The sequence below is a fragment of the Burkholderia multivorans ATCC BAA-247 genome, assembly GCF_000959525.1.
Lineage (GTDB): Bacteria > Pseudomonadota > Gammaproteobacteria > Burkholderiales > Burkholderiaceae > Burkholderia > Burkholderia multivorans.
This window is the reverse complement of the sequence record NZ_CP009830.1, coordinates 65,632-91,594: the sequence shown is the minus strand read 5'-3', so window position 1 is coordinate 91,594 and position 25,963 is coordinate 65,632. Positions and strand designations below refer to the sequence as shown.

Here is a 25,963-nt window from a genome sequence, read left to right as displayed (position 1 = left end):
CGTTTGTTTGCGGCTATTATCCGAACGATACTGGAAACCTCGGCCGCGCGGAAACTTGCTCAAAATTCATGATTCGGCGGCGGCCGCGGACGGATTCATTCTCTTGACCTGTTCCTCCGATGCCGATCGCTCCGTTGCCCCGTCCCGCCGCCCCGACCGCCGCGGCCTATCGCGACTTTCTCGATGCGCTGCGCGCGGCCGGCTTTGCCGGCGAAATCCGCGCGGACTACGCGAACCGCACCGTGCAGGCGACCGACAACTCGATCTACCAGCGCCTGCCGCAGGCGGTCGTATGCCCATCCGACGTAGGCGACGTCGAACGACTCGCGCGGCTGCTCGCGCAGCCGGCGCATCGCGGCATCGTCGTTGCGCCGCGCGGCGGCGGCACCGGCACGAACGGACAGTCGTTGACCGATGGGCTCGTCGTCGATCTGTCGCGCAACCTGAACCGGATTCTGGAGATCGATGTCAAGCGGCGCCGGGTGCGCGTGCAGGCGGGCGTCGTCAAGGATCAGCTGAATGCGGCGCTGAAGCCGCACGGACTGTTTTTCGCGCCGGAGCTGTCGACGTCGAACCGCGCGACGATCGGCGGGATGATCAACACCGATGCGAGCGGGCAGGGCAGCTGCACGTACGGCAAGACGCGCGATCACGTGCTCGCGCTGGAATTCGTGCTGCCGGGCGGCGAGCGCTTGCATAGCACCGCGCTGCCCGACGACGAGCTGGCGCGCCGTTGCGCGCGGCAGGACCGGATCGGCGAGGTCTATCGCACCGCGCGCCGGATCAGCGACGACCACGCCGCGCTGATCGAGGCGAAGTTCCCGAAGCTGAACCGCTGCCTGACCGGCTACGATCTCGCGCACCTGCGCGAGGCCGACGGCCGGTTCAACCTCAACAGCGTGCTGTGTGGTGCGGAAGGCTCGCTCGGCTTCGTCGTCGAGGCGACGCTCAACGTGCTGCCGATTCCGAAGTATTCGGTGCTCGTCAACGTGCGCTACGCGGGCTTCATGGAGGCGCTGCGCGATGCGCGCGCGCTGCTCGAGCTCAAGCCGCTGTCGATCGAAACCGTCGACTCGACCGTGCTGATGCTCGCCATGAAGGATTTCGTGTGGAGCAGCGTCGCCGACTATTTCCCGCAGGACGACCGGCGCCCGACGCTCGGCATCAACCTGATCGAGTTCAGCGGCGACGATGCCGACGAGGTCGACGCGCGCGTACGCGCGTTCGTCGAGCATCTGCGCGCCGACACGACGGTCGAGCGCCTCGGCCATACGATCGCGGCCGGCGACGATGCGGTGAAGCGCGTCTACGCGATGCGCAAGCGCGCCGTCGGGCTGCTCGGCAACGTGCAGGGCGAAGCGCGCCCGCAACCGTTCGTCGAAGACACGGCCGTGCCGCCCGAGAATCTCGCCGCGTATATCGCCGAATTCCGCGCGCTGCTCGACGGCTACGGGCTGCGGTACGGGATGTTCGGCCACGTCGATGCGGGCGTGCTGCACGTGCGCCCGGCGCTCGACATGAAGGACCCGAAGCAGGCCGCGCTGGTGCGGCCCGTGTCGGATGCGGTAGCCGCGCTCACGCAGCGGCATGGCGGGCTGCTGTGGGGCGAGCACGGCAAGGGCGTGCGTTCGGAATATGCGCCGGCGTTCTTCGGCGAGCTGTATCCGGCGCTGCAGCAGCTGAAAGCCGCGTTCGATCCGCACAACCAGTTCAATCCAGGCAAGATCGCGACGCCGCCGCAGCCCGCGATGCGGCTGCTGAAGATCGACGAAGTGCCGACGCGCGGCGAGCACGACCGGCAGATCGACGAACGCGTATGGCAAAGCTACGGCACCGCGATGCACTGCAACGGCAACGGCGCGTGCTACAACTTCGATCCTGACGACGCGATGTGCCCGTCATGGAAGGCGACACGCGAGCGCGTGCATTCGCCGAAGGGGCGCGCGTCGCTGATGCGCGAATGGTTGCGTCTGCAAGGAGAAGCGGGCGCCGACGTGCTCGCCGCCGCACGCGAGCGGCAGCCGTGGCTGCGCGGCTTCGTCGACCGCTGGCGCAACACGCGCGCCGCACGTCGCGGCGAAGCGGACTTTTCGCACGACGTGTACGACGCAATGGCCGGATGCCTCGCGTGCAAGTCCTGCGCGGGGCAGTGTCCGGTCAAGGTCAGCGTGCCGGAGTTCCGTTCGCGCTTTCTCGAGCTTTATCACCAGCGCTACTTGCGGCCGCTGCGCGACTACCTGATCGGCTCGCTCGAATTCACAGTGCCGTGGTTCGCGCGCGTGCCGGCGCTATACAACGGACTAATGCGTGCGGGCTGGGTGCGCACGCTGTTCGAACGGCACGTCGGCATGGTCGACAGCCCGTTGCTGAGCCGCTTCGATCTCGCGGCCGTCATTCGGCAGTGGAACGTGCGGCCGGCCGATCCGCATGCGCTCGCCGCGCTGACCGATGCGCAGCGCGCGCGCAGCGTCGTGATCGTGCAGGACACGTTCACGCGCTATTTCGACACCGAACAGCTGGCGACGCTGATCGAGCTGGCCGCGCGGCTCGGCTTTCACGTGTGGCTCGCGCCGCTCGCGCCGAACGGCAAGGCGCTGCACGTGCAGGGCTTCCTGCGCGCATTCGAGCGGGCCGCAATCCGCAACGCGACGCAGCTGGCTGCGCTCGCGCGTGCGGGCGTCGCGCTCGTCGGCGTCGATCCCGCCATCACGCTCACGTATCGGCAGGAATACCGCAAGGTGCCGGGGCTGCACGACGTGCCGCCGGTCGCGCTGCCGCAGGAGTGGCTGCTCGATGTGCTGCCCGATGTGAGGGGTAATACACGGGCCGATACGCGGGCCGGCGACGCGGCACGCGCGTATCGGCTGCTGCCGCACTGCACCGAGAAGACCAACGCACCGGACAGCGGCAAGCAATGGGTGCAGGTATTCGCGCGCCGCGGCTTGCGTCTGCAGGTCCAGCCGGCAGGATGCTGCGGGATGTCGGGCACGTATGGACACGAGGCTCGCAACGTCGATACGTCGCGGACGATCTACGCGCAGTCGTGGGCCGCGCACGTCGATGCACCGGAGCCGGCTGGCGAAGCGCTGGCGACCGGCTATTCGTGCCGCAGTCAGGTCAAGCGCATGTCCGCGCGGCAGGTGCGGCATCCGCTGCAAGTGCTGCTCGATCACGTGCGGGCGGCACAGTGAATCGCGGCTTCGGCGACGTGCAGACGCGCAACATCGCGACGATGGGGAAGATGCGGGAGCAGTTGCTGCAGCGAACTCAGGCGGCCGCACAGGCGGCTGCGATGGCATGACAGGGCGGGGCGGCGAGAAGCGATCGACCGATCGCGAACGCCGCTTGCGAAGCGCGCATCGAACGACGTGCCGTCTATCGTGAACTCGCGCGTGCGCGCATGCGAGCGATCCGAACGGATAGTCTCATCGCGCGGCGGCGTGCCGTTCGCGGCCGCCGGTTGACGCGTTTTACGACTGTTCGTCGCCGCGCTTTGCGGTACGCGGATGGGCCGTTGCGGGAAACGCACCGACACCGCGCGGCCGTTTCGGCTCGATCCGCGTCTGCCGGATCACGCGGCGGAAGTCGATTTCGTGCGCGGCCAGCGCGCCGATCAGCGTCGCGATCACGGCGAGATGCGACGGTACCGTGCCCTTGCTCGAATAGTTCGTGATCGAGCTTTCATTCATCCGGATCAGCCGCGCGAACTCGCGCGCGGTCAATTGCGCCTTCTTCAACTCCTGCTGAAAATCGGCATACGCCATCGCACACATGATTGCTGTCCTCCGTCAAGCAAAGCCGGCCCGCGCGGCGCCGGCGCCGACGGGCGGCGACACCCGTCGAGCCGACGTCGCGGCCGCCGTTACATCCGGACCTGATCGAGGAAGGTCTTCTTGCCGCTCTTGTAGCCGTAGATCGAAATGATCCCGTGCGTCAGGTCGCCCTTCGAATCGAACGTCGTCGTGCCGATCACGCCTTCGTACTTGGTCGCCGGCATCGCGGCCAGGATCTTCGCGGGGTCGGTCGAGTTCGCGCGCTTCATCGCGTCGACGACGATGTACACGGCGTCGTACGCGAACGGCGCATCGAACTTGATGCCCTGGTTGAAGCGCTTCTGATACTTCGCGACGAACGCGGCGCCGCCCGGCATCTTCTCGATGGCCGCGCCGGCCTGCGAGCAGAGCACGTTGTCGGCCGCGGGGCCGGCGAGCTGCGCGAGCTGGTCCGTGCAGACGCCGTCGCCAGACAGGATCTTCGCGCGCAGACCGAGCTGCTTCGCCTGCTTCGCGAGCGGGCCGCCGGTGGCGTCCATGCCGCCGTACATGATCGCGTCGGGGTTTTCGCCCTTGATCTTGGTCAGGATCGCGCGGAAGTCGACCGCCTTGTCGTTCGTCGCGTCGTGCGACAGCACCTTCAGGCCGAGCGCCTTCGCCTTCTTCTCGAACTCGTTCGCGAGGCCCTGGCCGTACGCGGTCGAATCGTCGACGACGGCCACCGTCTTCACGCCGTTCGACTGCGCGTAGCTTGCGAGCGCCGGGCCTTGCTGCGCGTCGGTCGCGACCACGCGATACGTCGTCTTGAAGCCCTGCTGCGTGTAGGTCGGGTTCGTCGCCGACGGCGAAATCTGCACGATGCCCGCATCGCTGTAGATCTTCGAGGCGGGGATCGACGTGCCCGAGTTCAGATGGCCGATCACGGCGACGACCTTGTCGTCGACGAGCTTCTGCGCAACCTGCGTCGCCTGACGCGGATCGGCCGCGTCGTCCTGCGGGTCGAACTGCAGCGTGATCTTCTGGCCGCCGATCGTCAGCCCCTTCGCGTTGATTTCCTCGACCGCGAGGCGCGCGCCGTTCTCGTTGTCCTTGCCGAGGTGTGCGATGCCGCCCGTCGTCGGTTCAACGCTGCCGATCTTGACGACCTGATCGGCCAATGCGCCCGACGCCGCGCCGAATGCGGCGACGGCGAGTGCGGCCGTGATCAGGGGTTTGCAGCGCATGCCGACAATGCTTCGTTCCATCAGCCATCTCCATATCGATTGATATTTCTATTGACGTCCAGCGCGCCGGTCGCCTTGTGGGCGGCCGATGACCGGACGAGTCTCCGTCACCCTTGAAGGGTTCGTTTGCCTGGCGCCGGCGGCCGCGCGCGCATGCGAGCGTCGAGCACGGCGTATTCGCCTGACGAAAAGCAAGGTGTGAATATAGCCGAACCGCTGTCGGTGCGCTTTGCGGTTCGCTTCGGCTTCGGCGATGTCGGTCGCTGTCGTCGACTGAAGGATTATTCGGCTGCGTACGGCGCGCTGGCCATGGACAGTCTGGTGCTGTCGGTACGGAACTGTTCGGTCGTTTTGGCGGCACACTTTCCGTCGATGTCATCGGCAGGCCGACGACCGCATCGTGACAATCGGCACGTTGACGCAACTAACGGTCCGGTTCGCCGGCCTTCGCCAGTGACGGGCCGCACACGCGGCTCACGCGATGGGACGTCTTGTTTCGAGCGAGCAAAAAAGCGGGCGCACACCGCAGTGCGCGCCCGTCGCGATACTTGCCTGCACGCCGCTATCGCGGCGGCGGGCAGCGGTCAGAACTTGTGCCGGATCCCGACGATCGCCAGTTCCTGCGTATCGGTACCGGAATTGACGCCGTACGACCCGACCGACGCGGTCGCGTTCACGCGCGCGCCGTTTGCGTCGAGCGTATGGCCGCTCGCCTTCTGATATCCGAACAGCGCGTACAGATCGGTGCGTTTCGACAGCGCGTAGTCGGCCCCGACATTGACCTGGTTGTAATGCGCGGAGGTCGGCCCCGTCAGCGACGTGTAGTTGTAGCCGACGCCCGCGCGCAATGCCGGCGAGAACTGCCAGTTGAAGAACGCGGAGCCGTTGTTGAACTTCGCGGTCTGGCGGAACGTCGACAGCGTGTCGGCGCCGTATTGCGTATTCGAATACGCGATGCCGAACGTCGCCGGCCCGGCCACGTACTGGCCGGCCACGCGCACGATCTGAATCGACTTCGCGCTCGAGAAGCCCTGATTGATCACGGTGTTGAACAGCGTGTCCGAGCTGCTCGTCCACGAGCGGATGCCGTTCGCGGCCGTCGTGCCGCCGTTCGCGAAGAAGTAGCCGGCGCCGAGCGACAGCGGGCCGTTGGCATAGCCGAGTGCGAAGCTGTACGTGCGCCCGCTGCCCGTCGCCCCGGCGACGCCGCCGAAGCCGTACAGCGCTTCGGCCTGGAAGCCGGCGATCAGCGGACTCGTGTACTTCACCGAATTGCTCACGCGCAGGCTGTTGTCGTAGTTGTCGAGATCGCCGGGCGTCGCGAATACGCCGCCGAAGTAGTTGTCCTCCGTGAGCCCCTGCACGAGATCGACGACCGGATCGTACTGGCGGCCGAGCGTCACGGTGCCGTACGTACCGCTCGACAGGCCGACGATCGCCTTGCGGCCGAACTCGCGCTGGCCCTGGCCGAGCGCGCCCGTGCCGATGTTGAAGCCGTTCTCGAGCTGGAACAGCGCGGCGAGCCCGCCGCCGAGATCCTCGGTGCCGCGCAGCCCCCAGCGGCTGCCGGACAGGTTGCCGCTGCTGAACTTGACGAGGTTCGACGCGTTGCTGCCGTTCGCGTTCTGCGCGTTGTGCACGTACGCGATGCCGGCATCGACGATCCCGTACAGCGTGACGCTGCTTTGCGCGTGCGCGCCGGCCGCGTAGAGCGATGCCGGCAGGGCGAGCAAGGCGAGTGACCTGATGCGTTTCATGACTGGATTCCCCCGTTGGTCGTTAGGTCTGACGATTCGGGGTGAACGATACGGACAGACACATCGTCGAGGGAACCAATAAATTGTCGGAACGTTATGAGGCGCCGCGGCGTACGGGCGGACCGCTCCGATGCAACGGCGTTCACCGAGGCGATGCGGGTGTCGCGACGACCCGTCGAGCTTGCCGTTCACGGACGATTGCAGTTGCGGTTTGGCGTGCATGCACGACGTGGCGCTGCCGAGGCGCGTCGGCCACGCGCGCTACCGCATGGCAGCTTCGGACTCCGCCGTCTCGCCGAGAAACCCGCCGCTCTGATGCGCCCACAGCGCCGCGTAAATTCGGCCCGCCCTGTCGCACCGCGTTTGCGCGTTTCTCGTCGAGCCTGATCAGCCATGCCCAAGCGATCGCGCCGCGGTGCGAGGCCGAAATCGACGGGCTCGACGCTGCGGTGGATCGCGCAGCATGACCCGCATGCGCGCCCGCGAATGCCTGCACATTTGTCGCTGCCTCTTCAGTCTCCGCTTTTCCATAGCAGGCGCTCCGGCCTCGAAGCGGTCACGTCCCGGGCGCCGCGAGCAGCACGCCGATGTCTATGAGGGATTCCCCCGTAGCTGCGCGGTCTCAATCCCGCGCGCGTTCGCACAGCGCTGCTCCGCCGACCCGCGCGTCCACCACGCCGATTATTTGCATTTCGCGAATGGCGCGTTCGCCGGTTGTTCCATACCCAATCCGCATCCGCACACCTATCGTTCGGGCGTCGGCGCGTTAATTCGACGCTTCCGGCCGGCAGGCGACCGCCATTTCCGCGCGGCTCGTGTCGCATCGCACCCAAAGACAACGGACCTGGCTCATGCACGAACGCCGCGCCTCGCGCGGGCTGACCAGCTTCACGGAGACAGACATGAAAGCAAACAAGTGGGATACCGCGTACGAGTGGAAGGCGGTCACGCTGCTGGCGCTCGGTTTCGGGCTGGTCGGCCTCGACCGCTGGCTGATCGCGCCGCTGTTCCCCTCGATCATGAAGGACCTCAACCTGACGGCGCAGGACGTCGGCAACTGCATTGGCGTGCTCGGCCTGTCATGGGGCATCTTCGCCGCGCTGATGGGCGGCATCTCGGACAAGGTCGGCCGCCGCAAAGTACTGATTCCCGCGATCGTCGCGTTCTCGCTGCTCTCCGGCTTCTCGGGGCTCGCGAGCGGGCTGCTCGGGCTGATCGCGATTCGCGGGCTAATGGGCGTCGCCGAAGGCTCGTTTTGCCCGACCAGCTTCGCGGCGACGGCCGACGCGTCGCATCCGCGGCGGCGCGGGCTGAACCTCGGGCTACAGCAAAGCGGCTTCGCGCTGTTCGGGCTCGCGCTGTCGCCGATCATCGCGACGCAGCTGCTCGAGTTCGTGTCGTGGCGCTGGGTATTCGCGCTCGTCGCGGTGCCGGGCCTGGTTCTTGGCGCCGTCATGTTCTTCGTGATTCGCGAACCGAAACGCGCGAAGGCAGTCGAGTCGGAACACGCGCCGGCGTCCCTCGGCCACGTACTGAAGAGCCGCAACATCCTCGTCGCGATGGCCGCATTGTGTTGCGCGATGACGGGCGTGTTCGTGCTCGGCGCGCTATTGCCGCTGTATCTGACGGACTACCTGTCGCTAGGCACGCAGAAGATGGGGCTCGTCGTATCGGCAATCGGCTTCGGCGGCTTTTTCGGGCAGTTCGGGTTGCCGGGACTGTCGGATCTGGTGGGTCGCCGCGTCGCAAGTATCGTCGGCTTCGCCGGCACGGCCGTGATGCTCTACCTCTTCCGCGGCCTCGGTCCGCAGCCCGTCATGCTGTTCATCGTCCTGTTCGTCGCCTCGTTCTTCACGCTCGGGCTGGTGTCGCTGCTGTCGGGGCCGGTTGCAACCGAAGCCGCGCCGGTGGGCCTCGTGTCGACGTCGATCGGCGTGGTGGTCGGCTGCGGCGAAATCTTCGGCGGCGGCATCGCGCCGGCGATGGGCGGCTACGTCGCCGCGCACTTCGGGATCCAGAACATCCTGTGGCTGCCGATGGGCGCGGTGCTGCTCGGCATCGTGGTCAGCACGCTGATGCGGGAAACCGCGCCGGCCGTGCTGCAGCGCCGCGTCGGCGTGCAGCCGGAGCTGACGGCCGGCAAGCAGCCGTAACGTCCCGGAGGCGGCCGGCGCGATTGACACCCGCCAGGCGACAGAGTGACGCCTTTCGCATGATCCAACCGGCCGGCAGCTCCGGTTAGACTGGTGCTTTCGCTTGCAGCAAGGGCGCGGTATGGACCGGTTTCTGAGCATCGAGGCATTCGTCAGGGTCGCGGAGGCGAGCAGCTTCGCCGAAGCGGCCCGTCAGCTTGGGGTCACCAGTTCGGTCGTGACGAACCGTATCCAGCAACTGGAGAAGTTCGTCAACGCACCGCTGTTCCATCGAAGCACGCGGCACGTGCGCTTATCCGAAGTGGGCGAGACCTTCTACCGCGAATGCGCGGAGGTCGTCGGGCGCGTGAACGAGCTGACCGACCAGATGCGCGAGCTGCGCGCGACGCCGACCGGTCGGCTGCGCATCCAGATGCTGCCCGGCTTCGCGCTCGATCACTTCGGCGTGCCGCTCGCCGAATTCAATCGCCGCTATCCGGGCATCCAGCTCGACGTCATCGTCAACGATCGTGTCGTGGACCCGGTCGAAGAAGGGTTCGACATCGCATTCCAGATCTTCCCGCCGATTTCCGACTCGCTGATCGAGCGGCGACTGTTCGTCGTGCGGCGCCTGTTCTGCGCATCGCCCGCGTACCTCGAAGCGCATGGCGCGCCACAGCATCCGCGCGAATTGCTGCAGCACACCACGGCGCTGTATTCCGGTTATCCATCGCGCAATCGCTGGACGCTCACGCGCGGCGACGAGGTCGTCGAGATGGAGCTGCCCGGCATGATCCGTTCGAACTCCGTCCATCTGCTGCGCGAGTACGCCCTGACGGGCGGCGGTGTCGTGTGCCTCCCGACGCTCGTCGCGAGCGACGCACTCGTCGCGGGCCGATTGGTGCCGATTCTGACCGATTTCCAGATTGCGCCGCTGAGCTTCGCGGCCGTTTATCCCGCAACGCAGCGACAGGCGTTGAAGGTCAAGGCGCTCGTCGAATTCCTCGCCGAATACATCGGTGAGGAATCGCCGTGGGACCGCCCGCTGCTGGAACGCGGCTGGGTTCGCTGAACGACGCGATTATTCGCGAATCGCAAATGCCGTAGTCGCGGTCCGTTGCCTTGTTGAGGGGCGTCCTTGCCCCTAGAGTTGAATCCAACAAGCGGTTCAACTCAGGAGACAGCAATGACCGACACGGCACGTCACACCGTTTTTGGTTCGCTCGACAGCTACACGCGCGGCGAGATCGAAATCACCAGCGGCAGCGCGAAGCACTACGCGTTTTCGAACATCTTCGACATCGCATCGAAGTCGGCGCCCTACGAGAAAGTGGTCGCCGGCAAGAACCTCGAATACGTGATCGAGGTGCTGCGGACCGAGGGCGAGTCGCCGTGGTTTGCTTGCGCGCACGACGAGTTCGCGATCCAGATGGACGGCGAAGTCCGCATCGACTTCATCAAGCTCGACAGCCCGCCCACCACGGGCCGCGGCACCGTGAGCGCCGGCGTCGAGCCGGCGGGCCGCGAGATGGGCCACGTGGTGCTGCGCAAGGGGCATCAGGCATTGCTGCCGGCGGGCTGCGCGTATCGGTTCATCGCGAGCAAGCCCGGCGTCGCGCTCGTGCAGACCGTGCTCGGCGAGCTGTCCGTCGAGAAGTGGGCCGAGATCTGCGTGCACTGATCCGCCCGCTCGAAACCATTCAACTATTCCTGGAGACATCTCATGGCCACGCTCGAGACCCTCGATCTTTCCGCAGGCTTTGCCGCCGATCTGGTGCAGGTCACGCTAGCCGATGCCGTCACCGGTTACCGCCGCTTCCAGCTCGGCGAGTTCGCGTTCCAGCGCGACGAGTACTTCGTGAAGATCAGCTGGCCCGCGAGAGGCCAGACCCGCACGCATGCGATACCCGCCGACGCGTTCCTGCGCGCGATGATGCGCGACGTCGCGTGGGGCTTCTTCTACGGCTGGGTGAATTTCGATCACGTGTTCGGCACGCGCAATCACTACGGCAAGGTCGACGTCTATGCGGGAACGTTCAACGGCATCCTGAAGGAAGCCGGTGTCGACTACACCGAGACGTTCGAGACGCCGACGGTCATGGCGACGTTCAAGGCGATGCTGCACGACTGGACCAACGAAGGCTTCGATCCGTTCGCGGCGCCACAGGAGACGGGCAGCGCATTCGGCCGCAAACACGGTGAAAACGATTCGGCGATCGAGCGCACGCGTATCGCGACGCGCCGCATGCCGGGCCTCGAAGGCGATTCGCCGCTGCGCGACGCGCTGCCGGTCAACCGCGCGTTTCTCGACGTCGATCAGGACGAGCCGGAGGTGCACGTGGAGCCCGGATTCGAAGGGGAGCTGCACGCGTTCAACCTGTTCAAGTACCTGTCGCGCTCCGACGTGACGTGGAATCCGTCCGTGACATCCGTGTGCGGGCGCAGCCTGTTCTGCCCGACGACGGAGGAATACATCCTGCCGGTGTTCCATGGTAACGACCGGGTCGAATGGTTCCTGCAGCTGTCGGACGAAATCGTATGGGACATCGGCGACAAGAACACCGGTGCGCCGCGTGCGCGGATCACGATGCGCGCCGGCGACATCTGCGCAATGCCGGCCGACATCCGGCACCAGGGCTACTCGACGAAGCGCTCGATGCTGCTGGTCTGGGAGAACGCAACGCCGGACCTGCCGCAGCGATACGAAAGCGGCGAGCTGGCGCCGTATCCGATCGAGTTCTAAGCCGCGCTCGCGCAACCAATCGAGGACGATTCATGCAAACCCAACTCTTCATCGACGGGCGCTTCGTCGACGCCGTCGACCGCGGCACGATCGACGTGCTCAATCCGCACGACGGCTCGTTGATCGCGAAAATCGCCGCCGCCACCGCCGCGGACGTGGACGCGGCGGTCGAAGCCGCGACGCGCGCGTTTCCGAAATGGTCGGCGTTGGCGGCGGCCGAGCGCGGCCGGCTGCTGCTGCGTCTGGCGGATGCGATCGAGGCGAATGCCGAGGAACTCGCCCAGCTCGAATCGCTGGATACCGGACACCCGATCCGCGATTCCCGGGCGCTCGACGTGCCGCGCACGGCAGCGTGCTTTCGCTACTTCGGCGGGATGGCCGACAAGCTGCAAGGCTCGGTGATTCCGGTCGAACCGGGCTTCCTCAACTATGTGCAGCGCGCGCCGATCGGCGTAGTCGGGCAGATCGTGCCGTGGAATTTCCCGCTGATGTTCACGAGCTGGAAGATGGGCCCGGCGCTGGCCGCCGGCAACACGGTCGTGCTGAAACCGTCGGAGATCACGCCGCTGTCGACGCTGCGGATCGTCGAGCTGATGGCCGAGGTCGGATTTCCGGCCGGCGTCGTCAATATCGTGCCCGGCTATGGACACACCGCCGGCCAGCGGCTCGCCGAACACCCCGGGGTCGGCAAGATCGCGTTCACCGGTTCGACCGCGACGGGCCGCCGGATCGTCGACGCATCGCAGGGCAACCTGAAGCGCTTGCAGCTGGAGCTGGGCGGCAAGGGCGCGAACATCGTATTCGACGATGCGAACCTCGACGCCGCGATCAACGGCGCCGCGTGGGCGATCTTCCACAACCAGGGGCAGGCTTGCATCGCAGGTTCGCGTCTGATCCTGCACGAGCGTATCGCAGACGCGTTCCTCGAGCGCTTCGTGTCGCTGGCTTCGTCGATCCGCATCGGCAATCCGCTGGACCCGGACACCGAGATGGGTCCGCTGACGTCGAAGCAGCATCTCGATCGCGTGCTGTCGTTCGTCGACGTCGCGCGCGAGCAGGGCGGCCGCGTGCTCGCCGGCGGCAGCGCGCCGCAGGATGCCGCACTCGCCGACGGTTATTACGTGCGTCCGACCGTCATCGAAGCGAAGAGCGCAGCCGATCGCATCGCGCAGGAGGAAGTGTTCGGTCCGTTCGTCACGGTGCTGCGCTTCGGCAGCGACGAGGAAGCGCTGTCGATTGCGAACGCGACCGAATACGGGCTCGGCAGCGGTTTGTGGACCAACGATCTGTCCCGCGCGCACCGGATGGCATCGAAGATCGACGCCGGGATGTGCTGGATCAACTGCTACAAGCGCGTCAACCCGGGCAGCCCGTTCGGCGGCATCGGCAAGTCGGGCTACGGCCGCGAGATGGGCTTCGAGGCGATGCACGACTACACGGAAGCGCGCTCGGTGTGGGTCAACGTCGACGGCAACGTGCCGCCGCACTTCAAGCGTTGAGGTCGCGATGGAGCGCTTCGTCTACCAGGGAACGCCTTCGCGCGTCGTCTTCGAATGGGGCGCGCTCGAACGGCTGCCGGACGAGCTGAATGCACTCGGCGTGCAGCGGGCGCTGATCCTGTCGACGCCCGAGCAGCAGCCGCTCGCGGAGCGCGTGAGCCGCGTACTGGGCGAGCGCGCGGCCGGCGTGTGCGCGCAGGCCGTGATGCACGTGCCGGTCGAAGTGGCACGCGCGGCATGCGAGATGGCCGTCGAACTCGGCGCGGACTGCTGCGTCGCGATCGGCGGCGGTTCGACCATCGGGCTCGGCAAGGCGATCGCACTCGAATCGTCGCTGCCGATCCTCGCCGTGCCGACGACCTACGCGGGCTCGGAGATGACGCCGATCTTCGGGCTGACGGAAGGCCGCCTCAAGCGCACCGGGCGCGACCCGCGCGTGCTGCCGCGCACGGTGCTTTACGACCCGTCGCTGACGCTGTCGTTGCCGCCGGGGATCTCGGCGGCGTCCGGCGTCAACGCGATGGCGCACGCGGTCGAGGCGCTCTATGCCGACGATGCGAACCCGGTCATCAGTCTGATGGCGGAGGAATCGATACGTGCGCTCGGCGAATCATTGCCGGCGATCGTTCGCGCGCCCGACGATCGCGAGATGCGCAGCCGCGCACTGTATGGCGCCTGGCTTGCCGGCACGTGCCTGGGCGCGGTCGGCATGGCGTTGCATCACAAGCTCTGTCATACGCTCGGCGGCACCTTCAACCTGCCGCACGCGCAGACGCATGCCGCGATGTTGCCGCATACCGCGCACTACAACCATGCGGCGGCGCCCGACGCGCTGCGGCGTGTCGCGCGGGCGCTGGGCGGTAGCGACGCCGCCGACGCCGGCACGCTATTGTTCGAACTGAACCGGCAGCTCGGGCTGCAGGCGGCGCTTGGCGACCTCGGGATGCCGGAGGCGGGCCTTGACGAGGCGGCCGACCTCGCATGCCGGAATCCGTATGCGAACCCGCGGCCGATCGAATGTGTCGCGATCCGCGAGTTGCTTCAGCATGCATGGGAAGGGCGCGCGCCGCGGTGAGCGGCGGTCCGCGTCAAAGGAGACGAACGTGACGAATGATCATGACGACGGCGATACGCGGTTGACCGAGCAGGTCGTCGCCAGCTTCGACGGCGCGCCGAACCCGCGCTTGCGCATGCTGATGCAGAGCCTCGTGCGGCACCTGCATGCGTTCGTCCGCGAAACCGAGCTGACCGAAGCCGAGTGGATGGCCGCGATTCGCTTCCTGACCGAAACCGGGCAGATGTGCGACGACGTCGTGCGGCAGGAGTTCATCCTGCTGTCCGACACGCTCGGTGTGTCGATGCTGGTCGACGCGATCAACCATCGCTTGGCGACCGGTGCGACGGAAACGACGGTGTTTGGACCGTTCTACATCGAAGGGATGCCCGATCGCGCGTATGGCGAGAACATGGCGCTCACGCCCGGCACGCCGGCGCTCGTGCATGGCCGTGTGCTGACCACCGACGGTGCGCCGGTGCCGGATGCCGTGCTCGACGTCTGGCAGACCGCCGACAACGGCATGTATTCCGGACAGGACCCGGCGCAGCCGCACGGCAACTTGCGAGGCCGCTACCGGACCGACGCGCAGGGGCGTTACGCGATCACGACGATTCTGCCGGTCAGCTATCCGATTCCGACCGACGGCCCGGTCGGCAAGATGCTCGACGCGACCGGGCGGCATCCGTGGCGCCCCGCACACCTGCACTTCATGATCGATGCGCCCGGCTATCGCAGGCTCGTCACGCATCTGTTCGACGAGGAAGACGCGTACCTGCAGTCGGATGCCGTGTTTGGCGTGAAGCCGTCGCTGATGGTCGCCTATCGCCGGCGCGAAGCGGGCGATGAGCTGGCGCGCCGGTTCGGCATCAACGGTGCGTACCGCGAAGCGACGTACGACTTCGTGCTCGACCGGAGCTGACCGATATGGCTCGATTCTTTGCGGTGTTCGCGACGGACCAGCCGGGGATGCGCGACGTGCGCGATCGCGTGCGGTCCACGCATCGCAGCTATCTGCGCTCGGCGGCTCAGCATGGCGTGTACGTGCGGCTCGGCGGCCCGACGCTCGATCCGCAGGGCGATGCGATGAACGGCACGCTGCTTGTGATCGAAGCCGATGATATCGATGCGGTGATGCGGTTCGTCGGCAACGATCCCTATGTGAAGGAAGGGCTGTTTTCGCGGGTGGAGGTGCGGCCGTGGGACTGGAGCCTCGGCAACCCGGAGCGGAGAGTCTGAGCATGAACGCGACGCAACTCTGCCGCGTCTCCGACGTGCCCGACGGCGGGGCGCGGGTCGTCGATGAAGCGTGCATCGGCCGGTCGGTGATCGTCGTGCGGCGCGGGGCGCAGGTGTGGGCGTACGTGAACCGCTGCCCGCATTTCTCGGTTCCGCTCGACTTCGTACCGGGCAACGTTTCGTGCTATCGGTCGCAGGTGCTGATGTGTGCGCATCACAGCGCGCTGTTCCGGTTCGACGACGGGATGTGTATCGACGGGCCGTGCGCCGGTGCGGGGCTGGAAGCCGTGCCGGTTGAAGTCGATCCGGCGGCGTGGGTGATTTGCCGAGACGCTTGAATCGAGGGTTCGCGTAATCGCGTCGACGCGATGAAGCCAGCGACGCGCGCGTGATATTTCGTTCGTTCTGTTGAATCAGTATCACTAAGCAACGTCGGATGTGCCGCCCTGAATCGTCGTCGATCCGGGGCAGGGAAGGTGTTGTTTCAAAAAAAGCATCGGGCGAGCGCCGGTGACGTAGCGGACGCCCGCTCGCGAATTTCCAAAAAAGACGGAGACACGATGAAACTCGGGTTTGGTGTAGTCGCGATGCTCGCCATCGCGCCGGGCGCGTATGCGCAAAGCAGCGTGACGCTGTTCGGGCTGATCGACAGCGGCATTTCGTATGTGGGTAACGAGGGCGGCGGGAAGAACGTCAAGTTCGACGACGGCATCTTCACGCCGAACCTGTTCGGCCTTCGCGGCACGGAAGATCTCGGCGGCGGCTATCACGCGACGTTCGCGCTCGTGAACCAGTTCTCGATGGCGAACGGCAGCATCGTCGGCACGGGCCTCTTTGCCCGTAACGCTTACGTCGGCATCGAGAGCGACCGGTTCGGCAGCGTCCGGCTCGGTAACCAGTACGACTTCATGGTCGATTCGCTGTTCGCGAAGGGCAACGCGATTTCGATGGACATCACGGGGCTGTACGGCTTCAGGAACGGGCCGTTTCAGCGGCTTGCGCTGCCGAACAATCCGACCGGGGCGTTCGATTGGGACCGCACGGCGGGCAGCAAGCCCGTTGCGAATTCCGTCAAATACAGTTCACCGACGATTGGCGGGTTTTCCGGCGGCGTGATGTATGCGTTCGGCGGTGTGGCCGGTTCCGTCGGCGCGAACAATACCGTCAGCGTCGGATTGAACTACGAGGCCGGTGCATTGGGTATCGGCGCGGCCTATACGAACGAGAAGTACGGCTCGACGCCGGGGACACCGTCGACCAGCGTGCGCAACTGGGGCGTCGGCATGCACTACGACTTTGGCGCGGTCACCGCCAAGGCCTTGCTGACCACCGTGCGCAATTCATTCAACGAAGCCGGCGTGTGGATGGCCGAAGCCGGCGCGGTCTGGCGGATCCGGCCGGACGTCTTTCTCGGCGCGAAATACATGTACATGAAGGGCAACGAGGCCGTGAACGACAACCATGCGCATCAGGTCAGCGCCGCGCTGCAATACCTGTTGTCGAAGCGCACGATGGTCTATGTGTCCGCCGACTATCAACGCGCGAATAGCGGCGCGAATGCGCAGATCAACGGCGTGCTCGATCCGAACGGGGCGTCCGGCTCGGCGAGCCAGGCCGTTGCACGCATCGGGGTGCATACGATGTTCTAAGGCGGTGGCGGGCGAACTTGGCATGCGGCTTCTTCGAACATCTCGGGCTGATTGCCGCACTCGTTCTCGTCACCGTGCTGGGCGACGTTCAACGCGGGGACGCCCGCAGCCCGCGCCTGAGCGCCGGTCCGGCCGGTTGCGACGGGACGGGGATGCACTCGCGAAGCCGTTCGCCGGCCTGGCGTGCACCGATGCCGGCGGCCGGCTTCACCGCGACGCTCACTGCGCGGGTGCCGCCTCGTCCGCCGTCTCGCCGAGAAACCCGCCGCTCTGATGGGCCCACAGCGCCGCGTAAATCCCGCCTGCCTGCAGCAATTGCTGATGCGTGCCTTCCTCGACGATTCGTCCTTCGTCGAGCACGATCAGCCGGTCCATCGCCGCGATCGTCGAGAGCCGATGCGCGATCGCGATCACCGTCTTGCCCGTCATCAGACTGTCGAGGCTGCGCTGGATCGCGACTTCGACCTCGGAGTCGAGCGCGCTCGTCGCTTCGTCGAGCACGAGAATCGGCGCGTCCTTGAGCATCACGCGCGCGATCGCGACGCGCTGCCGCTGGCCGCCCGACAGCTTCACGCCGCGCTCGCCGACCTCGACGTCATAGCCCGAGCGCCCATGCCGGTCGCGCAGCCGCTCGATGAATTCCGACGCTTCCGCACGCTCGGCGGCGGCGCGCATCTCCCGTTCGGTCGCATCCGGGCGGCCGTACAGGATGTTCTCGCGCATCGTCCGATGCAGCAGCGACGTATCCTGCGTGACCATGCCAATGGCCGCGCGCAGGCTGTCCTGCGTGACGTGCGCGATGTCCTGCCCGTCGATCCGGATCGCGCCGCCGTCCACGTCGTAGAAGCGCAGCAGCAGGTTCACGAGCGTCGACTTGCCGGCGCCCGAGCGGCCGATCAGGCCGATCCGCTCGCCCGGACGAATCGTGAGGTTCAGCCCGTCGAACACCGGCTTCTCGTTGTCGTCATGCGCGAACCGTACGTTGTCGAACACGATCTCGCCGCGCGACACGACGAGCTGCCGCGCATCGCGCGCGTCGACGACGCTGCGCACGCGCGTGAGCGTCGTGATGCCGTCCTGGATCGTGCCGACGTTCTCGAACAGCTCGGTCATCTCCCACATGATCCAGTGCGAGTAGCTCGACAGCCGCAGCGCCATCGCAATCACGGCGGCGACGACGCCTGCGCTCGCTTCGCCGTGCATCCACAGCGCGACCGCGAGGCCCGTCGAGCCGACCAGCAGCGCCGTCGACAGCAGATGATTGACGATCTCGAACGCACTGACGAGCCGCATCTGCGCATCGCCGGTGACCTTGAACGCTTCCATCGCGCGCCGCGCGTGATCCGCCTCGCGGCGCGTATGCGAGAACAGCTTGACGGTCGTGATGTTCGAATACGCGTCGGTAATGCGGCCCGTCATCAGCGCGCGCGCATCGGCCTGCTCGCTGCCGACGCGGCCGAGACGCGGCACGAAATACGCGCACGCGGCGCCGTAGCCGAGCGCCCACAGCGCGAGCGGAATCATCAGTCGCCAGTCGAAGCTCGCGGCAAGCGCGAGGATGCCGAGCAGGTACGCAGCCACGCCGATCACGACGTCGACCGACATGAACAGCGCGTCGCGCACGGCGAGCGCAGTCTGCATGATCTTCGTCGTCACGCGGCCCGCGAATTCGTTCGCATAGAACGACAGGCTCTGTTCGAGCATCAGTCGATGAAACAGCCAGCGCAGCCGCATCGGGAAATTGATCGCGAGCACCTGATGCTTGACCATCGTGTGCAGCGCGATCAGCACGACGCTGCCTGCGAGGATCGCCGCGAAGCCGGCCAGCGTGCCGAAGTGAAGCTCGCCGAACGTCGCCGGCGTCGCCGACGACAGCCAGTCGACCACGCGGCCCATCATCGCAAACAGCGCGGCTTCGTAGGCGGCGAGCGCCGCCGAGGTCAGCGCGATCAGCAGGATCCAGCCGCGCGCGCCCTGCGTGCAGGCCCAGACGAACGAGAAGAAGCCGTTCGGCGGCGTCGCGGGCTCTTCGAGCGGGAAGGTCGGCAGCCGTCGTTCAAACCACGAATACATCGATCATTCTCCTGATGCGATCGGGCGACGGGGCCCGATCGGTCACGCCAATAGCGGTGGGTGCGCGGCCGCATGTGGCCGCACCGGCGCGCGGCCGCTGGAGCGCGGATCGCGTCGCGGCCGCGGCGCCCGGCTGCGAGTGTCGCATCGTTTCGCCTGCGTTGCAGGGCGGTTGTAAACCATGCCGGCACGGCGGCCGCTCGGCGGCGCGCCATCTTTTTTATCGAGTCGCAAAAAAGTCCTTGACTGTCTATCTATGAGTAGATAAAGTTCGATCCATGGAAACGAAACCGACCGTCCGCGAACAGATTCTCGATCACGCGATCACGCTGATGATGCTGCGCGGCTACAACGGCTTCAGCTATCGCGACCTGTCCGATCTGGTGGGCGTGAAGACGTCGAGCATCCATTACTACTTCCCGTCGAAGGACGATCTCGTGCTGGAAGCGGTAGCGGCATACAGCGACGAAGTGCTGGCCGCGATGCGCGCGATCGATCCGTCGTTGCCGGCCGACGTGAAGCTGAGTCTGTACACGAAGCTGTTCGGGCGCACGCTCGGCGACGGCGACCGGATCTGTCTGTGCGGCATGCTTGCGGCCGATATCGAGTCGCTGCCCGACAACGTGCGGCAGGCGGTGCAGGCGTTCTTCCAGGCGAACGAGCGCTGGCTCGCGGAGCTGCTCGCGCAAGGCGCGAAGGAAGGCACGCTCAGCTTCAGCGGCAAGCCCGACGCGGCGGCGCGCGCGCTGTACGCGGCGTTTCAGGGCAGCGTGCTCGCGAGCCGGCTGTTTCATACGCGGGCGCGCCTCGAGGACGTCGAGGCGGTCTGGAAGACGCGGGCCTGACGACGGGGCGCGTGAGCAAGAAGGAGGGCGGTTCGCCGCCCTTTTGTCGGGTTTGGCTGTCTATCTGTTGGTAGATAGACTAAGTTGCGCAGATGCCTGGGCATCTGCATTTTTTGGGGATGTTTATCTATCTATGAGTAGATAAACAAACGCGAAGCCGGCGACGACGATGCCGCCTGCGAGCGACCCCGGTTGGAAGGTTGTTCCACTCACTCGTTGAAAAGGAGCCTGTCATGTCGATCGAAAAAGTGCTGTACCGCGCTCACGCAAAAGCCACCGGCGGCCGCGACGGCCGTGCGACGGTGCCCGAAAGCAATCTGGACCTGAAGCTCACGACGCCGCGCGAACTCGGCGGCGCGGGCGGTGCAGGCGCGAATCCCGAGCAGCTGTTCGCGGCCGGCTACAGCGCGTGCTTCATCGGCGCGATGAAGTTCGTCGCGGCGCGCGACAAGATCGCGATGCCCGCCGACGCGTCGATCGAAGGCAGCGTCGGCATCGGCGCGATCCCGAAGGGCTTCGGCATCGAAGTCGAACTGAAGATCTCGCTGCCGGGCCTCGAGCGCGAGGTCGCGCAGACGCTGATCGAGCGCGCGCATGTCGTCTGCCCGTACTCGAACGCGACGCGCGGCAACATCGACGTCACGCTGACGCTCGTCTGACCGTACATGGCAACCGACCCGTTCATCGCCCATCCATTACCCGATTCAGGAGTCTCATCATGAAGATCGTCAAGCCGCTGCTGATCGTCGCCGCCGTCGCGGCATTGTCTTCCGCCGTTCCGGCCGCGTTCGCGGCAGGCGCCGACACCGTGCGCCCCGACGCGACGACGAGCGCGTTTCTCGCCGCGTTGAACGCGCAGAAGGGCCCGGGCCTCGAAACGCTGAGCCCCGCGAAGGCGCGGCAGGTGCTCGTCGACGCACAGAACGGCGTGAAGGTCGACCTGTCGGGGATCGACGTGTCGAACCGCACGATCGAGCAGGACGGGCTGTCCGTGCCGATCACGATCGTGCGTCCGCAACACGCGACGGGCACGCCGCCCGTGTTCATGTTCTTCCACGGCGGCGGCTGGGTGCTCGGCGATTTCCCGACGCACGAGCGGCTCGTGCGCGATCTCGTCGTGCAATCGGGTGCGGTGGCCGTGTTCGTCAACTACACGCCGTCGCCGGAAGCGCGTTATCCGGTCGCGATCAATCAGGCCTATGCCGCAACGAAGTGGGTCGCCGCACACGGTGCCGAAATCGGCGTCGACGGCAGCCGTCTCGCGGTGGTCGGCAATAGCGTCGGCGGCAACATGGCGGCGGTCGTCGCGCTGATGGCGAAGGACAAGGGCGGGCCGGCGATTCGCTTCCAGGGTTTGCTGTGGCCCGTCACCGATCACGACTTCGACACGGGTTCGTATCGCGCGTATCAGCAGGGCCACTTCCTGACGCGCCCGATGATGAAGTGGTTCTGGGACGCGTACACGAAGAACGAAGCGCAGCGCAACGAGATCTATGCGTCGCCGCTGCGCGCGAGCGTCGCGCAACTGAAGGGGCTGCCGCCCGCGCTGATCCAGGTCGCGCAGTTCGACGTGCTGCGCGACGAAGGCGAAGCATACGGCCGCAAGCTCGACGCGGCCGGCGTCGAAGCGACGACGACGCGTTACGACGGCACGATCCACGATTTCGGGCTGCTCAACGCATTGGCCGCCGATGCGCCGACGCAGGCCGCACTGAAGGCGATGGCGAACGAAATCGCGACGCGTCTGAAGTAACGGCGCATGCGCGCGCCGCGAGGTGCGCGCGGAGATCGACGCGGCGGGCCTACGCCCGCCGCTTTTGCGTGCATGCGAAGCCGGGCGACCGCGTCGCGCAGCACGCAGGGTTCGGCCCGTTCGTGACGGTCACGACGTTTCGCACCGGCGACGAGGCGCTCGCGATCGCGGCCCGCGCCGCGTGCGGGCTCGGCGCCGGCCTCTGGACGCGCGACCGACAGCGTGCGCACGGCTTCGCACGCGGATCCGAGAGGCGGTGCGGATGGCTACAAGCGCGTGAGCCCCGGCTTGCCGCTCGGCAGCGTCTGCGCGAGCGACGACGGGTGCGCAAAGAGCTTCGACGCGATGCACGAGTACATCCATGCGAAATCGGTGCGGCTCGACGTCGATGCGCAGATTCCGCCGTACTATCCGCGTTGAACCTTTACACGGAGCGCATCGCGATGCATTCGTTCGTCTACAACGGCCTGCCGTCGCGCGTCGTATTCGGCGCGGGCAGTCTCGCGCAGTTGCCGCAGGAAATCGAGCGCCTTGGCGCCACGCGCGCGATCGTGCTCTCGACGCCGCCGCAGCGCGCGCAGGCCGAAGCGCTCGCGCATCGGCTCGCCGCGCGCGCCGCCGGCGTGTTTGCCGAAGCGGTCATGCACGTGCCGATCGAGACGGCGCGCGCGGCCCGCGCATTTGCCGCGCAGGTCGATGCGGACTGCGCGATCGCGATCGGCGGCGGCTCGACGACGGGCCTCGGTAAGGCGATCGCGCTCGATTCGGGACTGCCGATCGTCGCGGTGCCGACGACCTATGCCGGCTCCGAAATGACGCCGATCTACGGGCTCACCGAAGGCGGGGTGAAGAAGACGGGCCGCGACCTGCGCGTGCTGCCGAAGGCGGTGATCTACGATCCGGACCTGACGCTGTCGCTGCCGGTGGCGCTCTCGGTGACGAGCGGGATCAACGCGATCGCGCACGCGGCCGAAGGGCTGTACGCGCCCGACGCGAACCCGGTCGCGAGCCTGATGGCGGAGGAAGGCATACGTGCGTTGGCCGGCGGCCTGCCGCGCATCGTGCACGACGCGCACGACGCCGACGCGCGCGCCGACTGTCTGTACGGTGCCTGGCTGTGCGGTGCCGTGCTCGGCAGCGTCGGGATGGCGCTGCATCACAAGCTGTGCCATACGCTCGGCGGCACGCTGAACCTGCCGCACGCGGAAACGCATACGATCGTGCTGCCGCATGCGCTCGCTTACAACCGCGACGCCGCGCCGGCCGCGATGCGCCGCATCGCTGCCGCACTCGGCGCCGACGACGCGGCACGCGGCGTTTTCGATCTCGCCCGTGCCAGCGGCGTGCCGGTCGCGCTGAAGGACATCGGCATGGAGGAGGCCGACATCGAACGCGTGCTCGATCTCGCGTTGCGCAACCCGTACTGGAACCCGCGCCCGCCCGAGCGCGCATCGCTGCGCGCGCTGCTCGAAGACGCCTATGCGGGCCGCCGGCCGGCGTGAGCGGCGCGACGCCGGCGAGCCCTTTGCCGCGTGCGCGTCACGCGTATCAAGAGACGAGATCGAGCCGAGTTCCGGCGCACGCGCCGACGACTCGCCGAGCGCGATCGCCGACACGGTGCGCGTGACGTCCGCTGCCTGCGAGGACGGGCGGCTCAAAACGATCATGAGCGCACTGGTACGGCATCTGCACGGCTTCGCGCGCGAGCTCGAACTGACGCCGGCCGAACGACGCTGCAGGTTTCGCGAACTTGGTACGATCGCGCTTACCGCGCGCCAAGGCCGGTAGCGGCCGGCGCGTGCCGGCCGCCGCGGCGCGCGCCGTCGTCAGGAGAATCGCTTCATGTTGCAGGCTTTCGCGGTATTGCTGACCTTCCAGTGTCTCGGGGAAGGGGTGTCCTATCTGTTCGGTTTGCCGGTGCCCGGCCCGGTGATCGGCATGCTGCTGTTGTTCGGTTTCGCGATGCTGCGGCCGCAGGTCGCCGACGCGATCGAGCCGACCGCGCTCGAACTGCTGCGCCATCTGTCGCTGCTGTTCGTGCCGGCCGGCGTCGGGATCATGGTGTCGGCGGGCCGCGTGCGCGGCGATGCGGTCGCGGTCGTCGTCGCGCTCGTCGTCAGCACGACGCTCGCGATCGCCGTTACCGCACTCGTCACGCGCGCGCTGCTGCGGCGCCAGCAACGCGCGACCGGCACCGCGGAGGGCACGCGATGACGGCCTTCCCGAAGCTCGGCGCGATCTGGGTCTACCTCGCCGCGAGTCCGCTGCTCGGACTCACGATCACGCTGATCGCGTATCTCGTCGCGCAGGCCGTCTATGCGCGTGCCCGCTTCAATCCGCTCGCGAACCCGGTGCTGATCGCGGTCGCGCTGATCGTCGCGCTGCTGACGCTGACGCGCACGCCCTACCCGACGTATTTCGAAGGGGCGCAGTTCGTTCACTTCCTGCTCGGCCCCGCGACCGTCGCGCTCGCGCTGCCGCTGTATCGCCAATGGGCGAAGCTGCGCCGCGCGGCGTTGCCGCTGCTGATCGGCCTCGTCGCCGGTTCGCTGACGGCGATCGTGTCGGCGGTCGGCATCGCCGCGTTGCTCGGCGCGTCTCATCAGACGATTGCGTCGCTTGCGCCGAAGTCCGCGACGACGCCGATCGCGATGGCGGTCGCCGCGGAGATCGGCGGCATTCCGTCGCTGACGGCCGTGCTCGTCATTTCGACCGGGATCTTCGGCGCCGTCTGCGCGCGCAGCATCCTGAACGCGCTGCGCATCGACGAGCCCGCGGTGCGCGGCTTCGCGCTCGGCGTCGCCTCGCATGGCATCGGCACCGCGCGCGCGTTTCAGGTCAGCGAGGAAGCCGGTGCGTTCGCCGGGCTCGGGATGGGACTCAATGGCGTGCTGACCGCGTTCGTCGTGCCGATCCTGCTGCCGATCGTATCGCGCTGGCTCTGAGCGGCGCGGTGCGGTCGTACGGCAGTCTCGCATTGCGCGTTTCGATCGCGGCCGGCACGTATGCGGGCCGTTATCGCCGGAATTCACGAATGCACAAGGACAATTCCGCGGCGATCGGCTAACGTTGCATCGGCGCCGTCGTGCGCAACCGACATCCGTCGCGAGCGCGCCGGCGCCGCTCGATTCACCCTCGACAATCGACAAGGAGATCCGGCATGAAGCAGTCTCGCGTGGTTTCGGTGGCAGTGGCAGTCACGGCGTCGTTCGGTCTGCTGTTGACCGCCGCGCCGGCGGCATGGGCGCAGGACACGACGGCGGCATCCGCGCCGACGCAGAAGCAGCTCGACAAGGCGAAGAAGAAAGCGGCGCGCAAGGCGGCACGCGAGCGGCACGCGAAGGACCTGAAGGCGATCGGCACGGGCAGCGGCTATCGGCTGACCAACGATCAGAGCAACTATCCGCAGAACGCGGTGCAGAAGGCGCCGGCCAACGCGGCGCCGGCCGCGCCGGCTTCCGGGCAGTAACGCCGGCGGCGCACGACGCGCGGCGCGCGGGCGGCCGGCACGGCGCCCGCCGCCTGCGCGCGGCGTCGCGGCGCCACGCCCGTAACGCGCATGGTCGCCCCACGCGCGCGACCTGACGACGGGCTTACGAGGCGAGCTTCACCGCGAGTTCCGCGACGTGCTTGCCCTGATAGCGCGCGATGTCGAGTTCGTTCGCGCTCGGCTGACGGCTGCCGTCCGCGCCCGCTAGCGTCGTCGCGCCGTACGGCGTGCCGCCCGTGATCTCGTTCATGTTGACAAGCCCGCTGCACGCATACGGCACGCCGACGATCACCATCCCGTGATGCAGCAGCGTCGTATGGAACGACGTGATCGTCGTTTCCTGGCCGCCGTGCTGCGTGCCCGTCGACGCGAACACGCTGCCGATCTTGCCGACCAGCGCGCCCTTCATCCACAAGCCGCCCGTCTGGTCGAGGAACGTACGCATCTGGCCGGCCATGTTGCCGAAGCGCGTCGGCGTGCCGAACAGGATCGCATCGTAGTCCGCGAGCTCGTCCACGGTCGCGACCGGTGCGGCCTGATCGACCTTGATGCCGATCGCCTTCGCCTGATCGGCGGGAATCGTCTCCGGCACGCGCTTGAGCGTGACCTCGACGCCGGGCACCGATTTCGCGCCTTCCGCGACGTGCTGCGCCATCGTTTCGACGTGTCCGTAGGACGAGTAGTAAAGAACGAGTACCTTGGCCATGTTGCGAATCTCCGCTTAAAAGAAGCC

Annotated in this window: 25 protein-coding genes and 1 pseudogene; 21 read left to right on the top strand and 5 right to left on the bottom strand. The window is 66.9% G+C overall.

Annotation, left to right across the window (positions count from 1 at the left end):
• The first annotated feature begins 119 nt into the window (after positions 1 to 119).
• The gene (ydiJ, locus tag NP80_RS00405) at positions 120 to 3,191 is read left to right on the top strand and encodes a D-2-hydroxyglutarate dehydrogenase YdiJ (RefSeq protein ID WP_006405427.1); all 3,072 of its coding nucleotides are present in this window, start codon (positions 120 to 122) and stop codon (positions 3,189 to 3,191) included.
• 279 nt (positions 3,192 to 3,470) lie between these two features.
• Here ydiJ and NP80_RS00400 read toward each other — a convergent pair whose 3' ends face one another.
• From NP80_RS00400 to NP80_RS00390, 3 genes are all read right to left on the bottom strand, one after another.
• Positions 3,471 to 3,773 carry a DNA-binding protein gene (locus tag NP80_RS00400; protein WP_006399241.1) on the bottom strand — a complete coding sequence of 101 codons (303 nt, stop codon included), beginning with the start codon at positions 3,771 to 3,773 and terminating at the stop codon, positions 3,471 to 3,473.
• Between the two features lie 89 nt (positions 3,774 to 3,862).
• Positions 3,863 to 5,017, bottom strand: a complete 1,155-nt coding sequence (locus NP80_RS00395) for a branched-chain amino acid ABC transporter substrate-binding protein (RefSeq protein ID WP_006405425.1) — start codon at positions 5,015 to 5,017, stop codon at positions 3,863 to 3,865.
• A gap of 563 nt (positions 5,018 to 5,580) precedes the next feature.
• Positions 5,581 to 6,753 carry a porin gene (locus NP80_RS00390; protein WP_006408970.1) on the bottom strand — a complete coding sequence of 391 codons (1,173 nt, stop codon included), beginning with the start codon at positions 6,751 to 6,753 and terminating at the stop codon, positions 5,581 to 5,583.
• 902 nt (positions 6,754 to 7,655) lie between these two features.
• On the opposite strand from NP80_RS00390, the gene NP80_RS00385 reads away from it, so the two are divergent.
• The 10 genes from NP80_RS00385 (at position 7,656) to NP80_RS00340 (ending at position 17,069) form a co-directional block, all read left to right on the top strand.
• The gene (locus NP80_RS00385; RefSeq protein ID WP_035945838.1) at positions 7,656 to 8,906 is read left to right on the top strand and encodes an MFS transporter; all 1,251 of its coding nucleotides are present in this window, start codon (positions 7,656 to 7,658) and stop codon (positions 8,904 to 8,906) included.
• Between the two features lie 121 nt (positions 8,907 to 9,027).
• On the top strand, positions 9,028 to 9,957 hold the full coding sequence (locus NP80_RS00380; protein ID WP_006405420.1) for a LysR family transcriptional regulator: 930 nt from the start codon (positions 9,028 to 9,030) through the stop codon (positions 9,955 to 9,957).
• 114 nt (positions 9,958 to 10,071) lie between these two features.
• Positions 10,072 to 10,566 (top strand): cupin domain-containing protein, encoded by a 495-nt coding sequence (locus NP80_RS00375; RefSeq protein ID WP_006405419.1) that lies wholly within the window; start codon positions 10,072 to 10,074, stop codon positions 10,564 to 10,566.
• 42 nt (positions 10,567 to 10,608) lie between these two features.
• A complete protein-coding gene (locus NP80_RS00370; RefSeq protein WP_006408969.1) occupies positions 10,609 to 11,628 on the top strand; it encodes a hypothetical protein in 1,020 nt (339 codons plus the stop codon).
• A gap of 32 nt (positions 11,629 to 11,660) precedes the next feature.
• A complete protein-coding gene (locus NP80_RS00365) occupies positions 11,661 to 13,127 on the top strand; it encodes an aldehyde dehydrogenase family protein (RefSeq protein WP_006408964.1) in 1,467 nt (488 codons plus the stop codon).
• 7 nt (positions 13,128 to 13,134) lie between these two features.
• Positions 13,135 to 14,202, top strand: coding sequence for a maleylacetate reductase (locus tag NP80_RS00360; RefSeq protein WP_006405416.1), 1,068 nt, complete (start codon positions 13,135 to 13,137; stop codon positions 14,200 to 14,202).
• A 28-nt stretch (positions 14,203 to 14,230) separates the two neighbouring features.
• Entirely contained in the window at positions 14,231 to 15,103 is an 873-nt protein-coding gene (locus tag NP80_RS00355) for an intradiol ring-cleavage dioxygenase (RefSeq protein WP_006405415.1), read from the top strand.
• A 5-nt stretch (positions 15,104 to 15,108) separates the two neighbouring features.
• A complete protein-coding gene (locus NP80_RS00350) occupies positions 15,109 to 15,420 on the top strand; it encodes a YciI family protein (protein ID WP_006405414.1) in 312 nt (103 codons plus the stop codon).
• 2 nt (positions 15,421 to 15,422) lie between these two features.
• Positions 15,423 to 15,758 (top strand): Rieske (2Fe-2S) protein, encoded by a 336-nt coding sequence (locus NP80_RS00345; RefSeq protein ID WP_006405413.1) that lies wholly within the window; start codon positions 15,423 to 15,425, stop codon positions 15,756 to 15,758.
• A 222-nt stretch (positions 15,759 to 15,980) separates the two neighbouring features.
• A complete protein-coding gene (locus NP80_RS00340) occupies positions 15,981 to 17,069 on the top strand; it encodes a porin (protein ID WP_006411103.1) in 1,089 nt (362 codons plus the stop codon).
• Positions 17,070 to 17,288: 219 nt separating this feature from the next.
• Here NP80_RS00340 and NP80_RS00335 read toward each other — a convergent pair whose 3' ends face one another.
• On the bottom strand, positions 17,289 to 19,142 hold the full coding sequence (locus tag NP80_RS00335) for an ABC transporter ATP-binding protein (RefSeq protein WP_006411104.1): 1,854 nt from the start codon (positions 19,140 to 19,142) through the stop codon (positions 17,289 to 17,291).
• Positions 19,143 to 19,420: 278 nt separating this feature from the next.
• Between NP80_RS00335 and NP80_RS00330 the strand changes: the two genes are divergently transcribed.
• The 10 genes and pseudogenes from NP80_RS00330 to NP80_RS00290 all read left to right on the top strand — a co-directional run bounded on the left by NP80_RS00330 (position 19,421) and on the right by NP80_RS00290 (position 25,209).
• On the top strand, positions 19,421 to 19,987 hold the full coding sequence (locus NP80_RS00330; RefSeq protein ID WP_006399226.1) for a TetR/AcrR family transcriptional regulator: 567 nt from the start codon (positions 19,421 to 19,423) through the stop codon (positions 19,985 to 19,987).
• Between the two features lie 233 nt (positions 19,988 to 20,220).
• Complete coding sequence (locus NP80_RS00325) at positions 20,221 to 20,646, top strand: organic hydroperoxide resistance protein (RefSeq protein WP_006411107.1); 426 nt, start codon at positions 20,221 to 20,223, stop codon at positions 20,644 to 20,646.
• A gap of 59 nt (positions 20,647 to 20,705) precedes the next feature.
• On the top strand, positions 20,706 to 21,740 hold the full coding sequence (locus NP80_RS00320; RefSeq protein ID WP_006405408.1) for an alpha/beta hydrolase: 1,035 nt from the start codon (positions 20,706 to 20,708) through the stop codon (positions 21,738 to 21,740).
• Positions 21,741 to 21,808: 68 nt separating this feature from the next.
• Positions 21,809 to 21,928, top strand: a pseudogene (locus NP80_RS31870) (aldehyde dehydrogenase family protein); the annotation flags it as partial.
• Between the two features lie 88 nt (positions 21,929 to 22,016).
• Complete coding sequence (locus NP80_RS31630) at positions 22,017 to 22,160, top strand: betaine-aldehyde dehydrogenase (RefSeq protein WP_226823244.1); 144 nt, start codon at positions 22,017 to 22,019, stop codon at positions 22,158 to 22,160.
• A 23-nt stretch (positions 22,161 to 22,183) separates the two neighbouring features.
• On the top strand, positions 22,184 to 23,242 hold the full coding sequence (locus tag NP80_RS00310) for a maleylacetate reductase (protein WP_006411101.1): 1,059 nt from the start codon (positions 22,184 to 22,186) through the stop codon (positions 23,240 to 23,242).
• Positions 23,220 to 23,528: a dioxygenase gene (locus NP80_RS00305; RefSeq protein WP_006411105.1), complete on the top strand. Its 309-nt coding sequence runs from the start codon at positions 23,220 to 23,222 to the stop codon at positions 23,526 to 23,528. The genes NP80_RS00310 and NP80_RS00305 overlap by 23 nt, the downstream gene beginning before the upstream one ends.
• Before the next feature lie 54 nt (positions 23,529 to 23,582).
• Entirely contained in the window at positions 23,583 to 23,954 is a 372-nt protein-coding gene (locus NP80_RS00300; RefSeq protein WP_006411108.1) for a CidA/LrgA family protein, read from the top strand.
• On the top strand, positions 23,951 to 24,685 hold the full coding sequence (locus tag NP80_RS00295; RefSeq protein WP_006405403.1) for an LrgB family protein: 735 nt from the start codon (positions 23,951 to 23,953) through the stop codon (positions 24,683 to 24,685). The genes NP80_RS00300 and NP80_RS00295 overlap by 4 nt, the downstream gene beginning before the upstream one ends.
• Positions 24,686 to 24,900: 215 nt before the next feature.
• On the top strand, positions 24,901 to 25,209 hold the full coding sequence (locus NP80_RS00290) for a hypothetical protein (RefSeq protein WP_006399218.1): 309 nt from the start codon (positions 24,901 to 24,903) through the stop codon (positions 25,207 to 25,209).
• 124 nt (positions 25,210 to 25,333) lie between these two features.
• On the opposite strand, the gene wrbA is transcribed toward NP80_RS00290, so the two are convergent.
• Positions 25,334 to 25,936, bottom strand: a complete 603-nt coding sequence (gene wrbA / locus NP80_RS00285; protein WP_006410164.1) for an NAD(P)H:quinone oxidoreductase — start codon at positions 25,934 to 25,936, stop codon at positions 25,334 to 25,336.
• Positions 25,937 to 25,963: the final 27 nt, after the last annotated feature.